This window comes from Pseudomonas sp. CM25 (assembly GCF_013179705.1).
Classification (GTDB): domain Bacteria; phylum Pseudomonadota; class Gammaproteobacteria; order Pseudomonadales; family Pseudomonadaceae; genus Aquipseudomonas.
In genome coordinates, this window is the sequence record NZ_JABMCW010000211.1 from 1 (window position 1) to 9,782 (window position 9,782).

7 protein-coding genes and 2 pseudogenes are annotated in these 9,782 nt (G+C 50.3%); 8 read left to right on the plus strand and 1 reads right to left on the minus strand.

Annotated features, from left to right (window positions below; all coding sequences use genetic code 11):
• The 4 genes from HP546_RS19880 to HP546_RS31135 all read left to right on the plus strand — a co-directional run.
• The coding region (locus HP546_RS19880; protein WP_172228616.1) for an RHS repeat-associated core domain-containing protein at positions 1 to 2,351 on the plus strand (2,351 nt) is incomplete at its 5' end.
• 4 nt (positions 2,352 to 2,355) lie between these two features.
• Positions 2,356 to 2,952 (plus strand): hypothetical protein, encoded by a 597-nt coding sequence (locus HP546_RS19885; RefSeq protein WP_172228618.1) that lies wholly within the window; start codon positions 2,356 to 2,358, stop codon positions 2,950 to 2,952.
• 732 nt (positions 2,953 to 3,684) lie between these two features.
• Positions 3,685 to 4,326 carry an imm11 family protein gene (locus HP546_RS19890; RefSeq protein ID WP_256678504.1) on the plus strand — a complete coding sequence of 214 codons (642 nt, stop codon included), beginning with the start codon at positions 3,685 to 3,687 and terminating at the stop codon, positions 4,324 to 4,326.
• 830 nt (positions 4,327 to 5,156) lie between these two features.
• Positions 5,157 to 5,366 (plus strand): hypothetical protein, encoded by a 210-nt coding sequence (locus tag HP546_RS31135; protein ID WP_218584566.1) that lies wholly within the window; start codon positions 5,157 to 5,159, stop codon positions 5,364 to 5,366.
• Positions 5,367 to 5,832: 466 nt separating this feature from the next.
• Here HP546_RS31135 and HP546_RS19900 read toward each other — a convergent pair whose 3' ends face one another.
• On the minus strand, positions 5,833 to 6,150 hold the full coding sequence (locus HP546_RS19900; RefSeq protein WP_172228620.1) for a hypothetical protein: 318 nt from the start codon (positions 6,148 to 6,150) through the stop codon (positions 5,833 to 5,835).
• Here HP546_RS19900 and HP546_RS19905 point away from each other — a divergent pair.
• The 4 genes and pseudogenes from HP546_RS19905 to HP546_RS19920 form a co-directional block, all read left to right on the plus strand.
• Positions 6,145 to 6,618: an imm11 family protein gene (locus tag HP546_RS19905; RefSeq protein ID WP_172228622.1), complete on the plus strand. Its 474-nt coding sequence runs from the start codon at positions 6,145 to 6,147 to the stop codon at positions 6,616 to 6,618. The two genes, HP546_RS19900 and HP546_RS19905, sit on opposite strands and share 6 nt — an antisense overlap.
• A gap of 185 nt (positions 6,619 to 6,803) precedes the next feature.
• A pseudogene (locus tag HP546_RS19910) lies at positions 6,804 to 8,204 on the plus strand (RHS repeat-associated core domain-containing protein); the annotation flags it as partial.
• 421 nt (positions 8,205 to 8,625) lie between these two features.
• Positions 8,626 to 9,105 (plus strand): hypothetical protein, encoded by a 480-nt coding sequence (locus tag HP546_RS19915; protein WP_256678505.1) that lies wholly within the window; start codon positions 8,626 to 8,628, stop codon positions 9,103 to 9,105.
• Between the two features lie 241 nt (positions 9,106 to 9,346).
• Positions 9,347 to 9,782 (plus strand): annotated as a pseudogene (locus HP546_RS19920) (type IV secretion protein Rhs); the annotation flags it as partial.

Below are 9,782 nucleotides of genomic sequence, written 5' to 3' on the forward strand. Positions count from 1 at the left end.
ACACCATCATCGATGCCACCTACAAGTCCAAGTACCTGTGGTGGAACACCCGGGCGCAGGTCGAGCGCTACCAGGATTGCTCGGGCAAGAGCACGTGGTACCGCTACGACGAGCGTCAGCACCTGGTGGCGGTGACCGATGCGCTGAACCAGACCACGACCCTGGAGCGCAAGCCCGACGGTGAAGTGCTGCGCATCCACCACCCGGACGGCACGGCGGAAACCTTCACCTACAACGTCTACGGCCAGGTACTCAGCCACACCGACGGCAAGGGCCAGACCACCCGCCTGCTGCGCACCGCCCGCGGCCTGCCCGGCAGCCGCCAGGATGCCAAGGGCCAGCGGGTGCGCTACGAATACGACAAGGCCATCCGCCTGACCGCACTGGTCAACGAGAACAACGCCACCTACAGCTTTGCCTACGACGCCTCGGATCGGCTGAGCGAAGAAGTGCGGGTCGACAACCTGACCCGACGCTTCAGTTACAACGTCGGTGGTCACCTTACGCGACTGGATGAGATTGGCTACGGCGACAATGCCGAGCGGCCAGAGCGGCATACGCTGTTCGAGCGCGACGCCATCGGGCGCTTGATCGCCAAGCTCAATCGCGATGCTCAGCAGCAGTTCAGCTATGACGACGCTGACCGGTTGCTCAGCATCGAGCGCCACCCGAGTGGTACCGGCAAGCAACTTGGGGTGACCGAAGAAAAGCTGGAATACGCCTACGACCTGCTGGGGCGGCTGACGAAAGAAATCACGCCTGATGGCACGCTGGGGTACGAGTACGACCCGCTCAGCAACCTGACCACCTTGACCCTGCCGGATGGGCGCAAGGTCAACCACCTGTACTACGGTAGCGGCCACCTGCACCAGTTGAACCTGGATGGCCAGGTGATCAGCGATATGGAGCGCGATGACCTGCACCGTGAGGTGTACCGCACCCAGGGCAAGCTCACCAGTTGCTTTGGTTATGACGCCATGGGTCGCAAGGCCTGGCAGTTTGCCTCGACCTTGCCCGCCGACAAGCTGTCGCAAGTGCACAACACCGGGGTGAATACCGCGCTGCTGGTGGAGCATGCCTACAACCCGATTCATCGGCGGTATCAGTACGACCCGGCGGGTGAACTGGTGCGCACGCTCGACAAGCTGCGTGGCGAGATCAAGTACGAATACGAAGCCAACGGCCAGTTGCGTAGCCGAGATACCGGCTCGCTGGTGGGTAGTGAAGAGTTCCGTTATGACGCAGCGGCGAACCGGCTGGACTTCAATGCGCGGCAGTTCGACAAGGTCAAGGACAACCGGATCAAGCGGTGGCGGGATCAGGAGTATCGCTATGACCCTTGGGGTAACCTGATTGAAAAGCGCTCGGGGACCGGCAAGCTGCAGACCTTTGCCTATGACTGCGAGAACCGGTTGGTGCGGGCTGAGACGCTGGTCAATGGCACGCTGGAGAGCACCGGGCAGTATCGGTATGACAGCCTCGGGCGGCGGGTAGCCAAGCAGGCTGAGATCAATGGTCAAGTGGAGCAGAAGCGCTTCCTTTGGCAAGGGTTAAGGATGCTGCGCGAGGAGACGCCGGGGCAGAGCATTCTCTACCTCTATGAGCCGGGTAGCTATGCGCCGTTGGCGCGGGTTGATCACGTTGAAGGGGAGGAGCGGAAGCTTTACTACTTCCATACAGACCAGATTGGTACGCCGTTGGAGATGACGGATAGCGATGGCAAGATCGTTTGGCAGGCGATCTATCGCTCGTGGGGGGCTGTAGAGCAGCTAGCCGTTAGTGAGGTCGAACAGAACCTACGCTTTCAAGGCCAGTATTATGATAGTGAAACGGGGCTGAACTACAACACGTTCCGATTCTATGAACCTGAAATTGGAAGGTTTGTCACACAAGACCCCATCGGTCTAGCAGGCGGGCATAATCTATATCAATATGCGCCTAGCCCTATCGGATGGATTGATGAACTAGGGCTGTCGTGTAATTCAGATGCCAAGCTTCTCCGAAAGGAGCTCGGGGTAAGTCCGCGAGGGGGAGGTCAGTATGATGCGCATCACATCGTGATGTCCAACTCAAAAGATATAAGAATGATTGCTCTTCGAAAGAAAATGGATGAATTTGACATCGATATCAACGACAAGCGTAATGGGATTTGGTTGCCCAACACAGAGTCTGCAAGGGTTCCAGGAACCACCGCCACACCTCACAAGGGCGCTGGTGTGCATGGTAAAGCATATAAGCAACATGTGTTTGATAAGCTCTCAGGAACGAACACCAGAGAGGATTTTCTCAGCGCACTTTCCGAGGTTAAGAAGTCGTTGTTTGATGGAATTTCATTTAAAACCATGAGGTAGATGTATGTTGATCGAAAATTTGAAGCACTTAAAGGATGAGGTTCTTGAGAGGTTTGAGGGCACTCACTTCATGGCCGTTTTCGAAACTGACTGTGAAGAGTGGTCAAAGGTTATGTGGTCGAAGGGCGTGGGTGTTTCCTTCATTCCGTACGAATTAGAAATGTCTGGCGTAAAACCAAGCAAGATGGTTGCAAAGGAGCCTGCAAACAAAAAAAATACTAATAGATACTTTTATTCTGGAACCCGTTTGAAGAGGGTTGAAATTTTCAATGCGAAGGGTGAGGTTCATGCCTTTGAGAGCTTTATTTATGAAGGCGATCGCATTTATTCGCTCAAAGTTAATCGTCACGGAGAACGCTTATGGCTAAAGGTAATTCACATAGAGCAAGGTGAAGTGCTTAGAGCTTGTAGGGTTGACTCCGATTCAGAATATTGGGCGTTTGGTTACGACTGGAGTGAAGGGTGTCTGCAGGAGATTCTAACGTATTCATCTAATAGCTTGCCGGGTGTAAAAATTTATCCGGTCTTCGATCAGGGTGAACTTGTTTCATTATACTCTATATTTGGCGAGGAAAGAATAGTAATTTATGATGGTCGGTAATTTTTTTGCGCCACACATCGCTCTAAGTTCGTGGTTTTTGCCGAGGGTGTGTATTGGTCCGAAATTGATATTCGACTCAGTGACCTTGGCTAGATAAATGTCGCAGTAACTGTTTCTGGTGATGGTGATGGTGATGCTGAAGGTGAAAAGTATGTGATAATGACTCGTATAGATGATGAAGATAATTCGAGTTTAGATATCTGTGTCGGCTTGCAAACCTATGAGGCAAGCGGGTTCTATAAAGAAGGCAGTGGAGGAAGAGAGTGGCGTTAGAGTTGGGGTTAAGCCGAAACTCATCAAGCATTACGCTGGCTTAACTGTCCTTGCTAAATTTGATAGTGGCTTATTAGAATTTGGGGTGAAAGAAACTTCCTTACGAAAAACTTTGCAAGTGCGTTTCAATGGCAGTATCAGTGGGAGTGATGTTTGTGGCCCTCCAACCGGGCGATGCAGCGAGTAGGTCTACTTCGAGTGCACCAAAGGTGGCCACTACTGCAGACCCTCGACAACCGGTTCTCCGACGGCACACTTGGCTACGACTACGCCCCGGTCAGCAGACTGACCACACTGACCTTGACGGATAGTCGCAAGGTCAACCCCTCCTAGATGGCTAGGTGATGCGCGACATGGAGAGTGATGACCTGTGCCGCGAGGTGTAACAAACCCAAGGCAAGCTCTCGAGAGCCCTTAAAGTGAGCAAATTCGTTGTGAATGAATCACAGGACGGCTGCCATGATTCTCAATGAAAACAAATGTTACGTAATGCAGTATCAGCCTGTCGGCAAAGGGTGTCCTTCTAGTCTGGTAGGATTTTTTAATTGTGATAGCTATGAGTGGTCTCCGTATGAGATGCATCCAGAGGCATTGAGTATAAGGAAGCAATATCGACTCGCTTTATCGGATCTAGAGATAGATCTCGATTTACTTGATTTTGATTTTTATCAACTAGGGTCGACTTATGTCTCTCGAAATTTTTTAGAAGTGTGCGATGCTCTTAAGGTAAAATATAGAGCGGTACCCCTTGAGATTTCCCTAAAGGGGAGGGTTGCAGCGGGTGAGTACTTTATATTTCTACCGGGCGAAAGCTTATCAGCTCTAGATACATCGCTTTCAGTATATGAAGTGGCTAAAGATCTAGAAACTGGAGCCGTCATTCAAAGCCCGCTTTATCCAGGTGCCGTTAGCATTAGTAAAATTGATTTGTTTGTTCTGACCGATTCTGTTGATAGTGACGTCTTTCGCTGTCAAGAAACATTGCAGCTGCTCTGCAGTGAGCGTTTCAAGCATGCCGCAAGCCTTCTAAAAGGGATTTCATTTCTGCCTGTAGATGAAAACTATAGATATGATCCATGGGCAGAGCTTGACGATTTATAATGTTGTGATCAATCTATCTTAACAGGCTTGGGGCGAAAAGCATTTTAATTTCATGGAAGCCTTCACGCTCTTCAAAAAAGCCAAGTTATTGCCATGGATTTATCAGTAGTTTGATGAGTCGGGTTGAAAGGGGGGCGACGAGTTGTTGCATGCTTGTATTTTTGGCTAATCACAGAGTTGATGGCTTAGCTCTTTAAGAATGTAGGTGCGGAGGTGGCTGCCAACGTTGTCTCAGTCACTTCCGATTTGCTGTTGGTTAAGGGGAATGGCTGCTCTGATCTCGGAAGACCACTGCATTCGGTAATGCCTGCTCGAGGAAACCGACCCGCTGGTCCGCAAGATCCAGTACGAATACCACCACCTGACCCTTAGTGAGTTGAATAAAGTCAATTCGGAAATTTATCGTGGGGTTTTCTAGAATCGGAGAATTAAGAAATGTATAGCCTAAAAGATCTCGAGAAAAGATTTTCCGAAATTGATTCAAAAAAGAGTATTACTTAGACGCTTATTTGTCGGAGGCCCAATCCAGGTTGCGCGACACCGTAATCAGTAAAGGTCCGCTTTATAATTCTCGCCCGTATGAAGCGGAGCGGGCTGGCTTTAAGAGGGGTAAGCAGTAAAAAAAAGTCCCGGCCAGCATAAAAAATACTCATATTTACCATTTTGATGAATGGGCCAGGATTTTATTTGTTGAAATCTATGGTCAGTCTGAGAATATAATAAACAAAGAGTTTTACAATTATGGTGACGATTATGTCGAGCGCGCTTACTTTACTAGCGCGGGAAAGTTGAGGAGCGTGTCTGTTTCGTTGCTTAAGGGTGATACAGTCGTGAGAGATCTGAATTGGGGGGAGTATGGGTGTAGTGACTCTAGCTATATTTATGTTGGTCAGGTGCTTGATAAAATTATCGTGCAGCAAAAAGAACATGTAGAATCTTCTTTTAGTGATTTTGAGGTGCGCTTTGAGTACGGTGACGAAGGATTGTTGCGGATAACAAATGTTTGTTCTAATGGCTACGAAGAGCAGCGCTTTCCTTAATTTGCCTTGCCTTGCTAGATCTTGACTTGCAGGGGAGTTTCTTATTTGTGCGGGCTGGATGGGGAGGCTTTTGTGCTTGCTTTGTGAAAGATGATGAAAAAGTGGTCGAAATTTAATTTGTTAATTTTTTATCGCTGGGTGTATTCATTGCTTTCGCCACCTCAAGCAGTCCGCGGTAGGTCACTTGTAAGGCGTTGCTTCTCGAGATGCTTCTTGGATAGTACGCGTGGCCAATGTTCGGCGAAGTCCGTTGTGCAACTCTGGTGATGTTAAGTGGATCAAAGTCGCAATAAGCAGGTTCTTTAACATGTATTACTTTGTCTGGCTCTGCTTGGGCATATGCAACAGTAAAGACCTTTTGACGGGTCGTTATTGAGTAAGTGTTTTTTTGTGCATAAGGGCTGAGATATTTAGTTTACACAAAAACTGCACAATATCTCCTGCAAACCCTCGACAACCTGATCTTCTATTCAGCGAAGTACCCGACAGCAAGACCGAAGTGCTGCTGCAACGCATCGAGAACGCCTTCGTCTGCTTCCTGCATTTCACCCGCACGCCTGATACTTAGCCACACCGACGGCAAGGGCAAGACCACCCACCGCATGCTGCGCGCCGCCGCGGCCTGCTCTGCAGCCGCCATAGGGAATATCCGGCAGAAGCTTCTGGATGCTCTTAGAAACTCAAACTGGAAAGAAATTTTTGGGTAATTATGAAATATTATTCTATAGCTCAGAGTGATGATTTTAAGACGCTTGTCGGAAAGCAGGAAGAGCTGGCCTTGCATGAAGCCGCGGAACAGTATGCTTTCGGCAAGGATGCCACCGCTGTATTTTCCAGGCAGTATGAGTTGGAGTTTAACTCTGATGACAAAAGGAAGAAAGATGGTGCTGATGTATTCACATTTTTTAAACCTGTACTTATTTTGACGTCGAAGGCTAGGGAACTACTAAAGTCAATAGCTCCAGAGTCTTTTCTGGATATACATGTCCGATCTCCAAATCCAGATCATTTAGGTGTGGTGGTTGATGCGAAACTTGTCGGTGCTTTTAATAGAGAACTGTCGGAGTTTGATGAGTATCCCAATGGTTTGGTTGTGTACAAACTTGTGTTGAATCGTCTGGTGGTGCAAGGGTACGATGTGTTCCGCGTGGACGAAAATCCGCTTTCTATTTATGTGTCTGATAGATTTTTAGAAGCGGCGGAGGGGGTCGACTTGAAGGGTTTGGATTTCAAGGAGGTTAGGGCGTTGTGATTAGTGTTGTAAATTGTACGTGTTTACAATCGATCTTTAACAATCCAGAGTAGGGGACTGAAGCGCAAACCTCAGTCCTATTGGCGAAATGCCAGGCATCAACACTGAGGTGCTGCTGCGCCGCGCGAAAGCGCCCCTAGCCATTTGCATCTCAGCTGGTTCCTGACCGACATCAAGTGCGCGGCCGACATACTATGTTCGAGCGTGACCCCTTGGCCGCTTGATCGCCAAGCATCATTCGCGATTGACGACGGCGACCGGTTGATCAGTACCGAGCGCTACCCCAGTGGCATCGGCAAGCAGATCGGGGTTACCGAAGAAAAGCTGGAATACACCTACGACCTGCTGGGCCGGCTGACGCAGGAAATCACACCCGATGGGGCGTTGGGCTACGAGTACGACCCGCTCAGCAACCTGACCACGCTGACCCTGCCGGATGGGCGCAAGGTCAACCACCTGTATTACGGCAGCGGTCACCTGCACCAGCTGAACCTGGATGGCCAGGTGATCAGCGACATGGAGCGCGACGACCTGCACCGCGAGGTGTACCGGACCCAGGGCAAACTCACCAGTTGCTTTGGCTATGACGCCATGGGGCGCAAGGCCTGGCAGTTTGCCTCGACCTTGCCCGCCGACAAGCTGTCGCAGGTGCACAACACCGGGGTGAATACCGCGCTGCTGGTGGAGCATGCCTACAACCCTATTCACCGCCGTTACCAATACGACCCGGCGGGTGAACTGGTGCGCACGCTGGACAAGCTGCGCGGTGAGATCCACTACGAGTACGAAGCCAACGGTCAGTTGCGTAGCCGAGATACCGGTTCGCTGGTGGGTAGCGAAGTGTTTCGTTATGACGCAGCGGCGAACCGGCTGGACTTCAATGCGCGACAGTTTGACAAGGTTAAGGACAACCGGATCAAGCAGTGGCGCGATCAGGAGTATCGCTATGATCCTTGGGGCAACCTGATCGAAAAGCGTTCGGGGACCGGCAAGCTGCAGACCTTTGCCTACGACTGCGAGAACCGGTTGGTGCGGGCGGAGACGCTGGTTAATGGCAAGCTGGAAAGCCGGGGTGAGTATCGCTATGACAGCTTAGGGCGCCGGGTAGCCAAGCAGGCTGAGATCAATGGCCAGGTCGAGCAGAAGCGCTTTCTGTGGCAAGGATGCTGCGCGAGGAGACGCCGGGGCAGAGCATTCTCTACCTGTATGAGCCAGGTACCTATGCGCCATTAGCCAGGGTTGATCAGTTAGAAGGCGAAGAGCAAAAACTCTACTACTTCCATACGGATCAGATTGGTACGCCGCTGGAGTTGACGGACAGTGATGGGAGGGTTGTCTGGCAGGCTAGGTATCGTTCGTGGGGCGAGCTAGAAGAGCTTACGGTTAACGAGGTTGAGCAGGATCTTAGGTCTCAAGGACAGTACTTTGATTCCGAAAGTTGCTTGCATTACAATACGTTTCGTTACTACGACGCCCAAGTAGGCCGATTTATAACTCAGGATCCGGTTGGGTTGGTGGGAGGAATTAATCTCTATCAATATGCGCCGGAGCCGAACGGGTGGGTAGATCCATTAGGTCTAACTTGCGGTAAGTTAAATGATAAAATTATTTCGGAGGCGAATCAGGTCGCCGCTTCCGGTGGCAATATCACGGCGCAGCAAGCTGCAATATTGAAGGGGAACTTGCCGATTGTGCAGCGCCGTAGCGTCTTCCAAAACCAAGTGGCTCGAAAAGAGTTTGTTCGGGATCAGGATTACTTGATGAAACAGTGGGAGGCTCATACAGGGCGAGTTTGGCCAGAAGGGGCCACGCCTCACCATATTATCCCATTGGAAAGTGGGGGAGCAAATAAATGGTGGAATCTTATGCCAACGAGAGGTAAGCTGCCTAATCACTCACTTCCCGGAATTCCTGGGCCGCACGCCGCCGGTGGTGTATTGAGAACGACAATTCAGCAGAGTCGAAAAGCTTTGCCGCCAGGTACGATAACAGATATGAGATTTTAATATGTTGGACGTCGAAAAGTTGATTGATGATATAGCACAAACAGATTTTTTCTCAAATATGGGTAAGGCTCCTGATGTGGTTGAGGGGGTTGTGTATATAGAGAGCGTGTTCAGGGTTTTTATTGAACCGCTAGAATCTGATTTTGCAGGTTCCTACAAAGACTTGGAGTGGCTGCCAACTACGCCTACTCAAGATGATCCGTTCAATTCGTTTCCTAAGCCACCTAAAGAATTAGCTGATGCAAGGCTTAAGGTTAGTAAGGCAGTTATGCAGTCGGTTAAGGGGGTGGCGAAAGATAAATTTGTATTTGGCGCGCATGACTTCAGTCTGGCTGCTAGAAATGCAGCTTGCTTTGCATTTCGACAATATGTTTCTCAAGTTTATTATGGGGATGATGGTGCGTGGTCAAAAATAGTAGGGCTTTATTTTTCAGGTAGATGGCCTGTTGGGTATGCGGGCGACAAATTAATTGTTATATAAGCAGCGTTTGCATTTCTATTCAGGCGCGATGGGGGAGGGGGGCTTTGTTTGGCTCAAAGGCGATTGAGTTACGAGATTGCTAGCTGCTTAGGATAAATTTCGTGTTGCTGGGTTCTTTAATAAACTATGTTTTGAGGTGATCGTCAACTTTGTCTCAGTCGTCTAATTTACGTTTTTTAGGCTGACATATGGAGTTATTTGCCTTTAATTTTTCGTCGTTTTAATATTTTCTATAGCAAATTTGGCGCTCAAGTACGACGATTTCTCCAGGCTGGTCGAAGAAACCGACCCGCTGGGCCGCAAGATCAGCTACAAGCACTGCCGTGCCACGCCCCTGGTCACCGAAACCCGCTTTCCTTACGGCAGCGTGTGGCAGTCGCGTTACGACGACAAGGGCAACCTGCTCGCCGAAATCGATGCCCTCGGCCAGATGACCGAATACCTCAACAGCGATGACGGCCTGCCGCACACCATCATCGATGCCACCTACAAGGCCAAGTACCTGTGGTGGAACACCCTGGCCCAGGTTGAGCGTTACCAGGACTGCTCCGGCAAGAGCACGTGGTACCGCTACGACGAGCGTCAGCACCTGGTAGCGGTGACCGATGCGCTGAACCAGACCACGACCCTGGAGCGCAAGCCCGACGGTGAAGTGCTGCGCATCAACCACCCGGACG

Coding starts and splice junctions, on each gene's coding strand:
- HP546_RS19890 (WP_256678504.1), top strand. CDS start 3,685: ATGATTCTCAATGAAAACAAATGTTACGTAATGCAGTATCAGCCTGTC.
- HP546_RS19885 (WP_172228618.1), top strand. CDS start 2,356: ATGTTGATCGAAAATTTGAAGCACTTAAAGGATGAGGTTCTTGAGAGG.
- HP546_RS19915 (WP_256678505.1), top strand. CDS start 8,626: ATGTTGGACGTCGAAAAGTTGATTGATGATATAGCACAAACAGATTTT.
- HP546_RS19900 (WP_172228620.1), bottom strand. CDS start 6,150: ATGCAAGGCCAGCTCTTCCTGCTTTCCGACAAGCGTCTTAAAATCATC.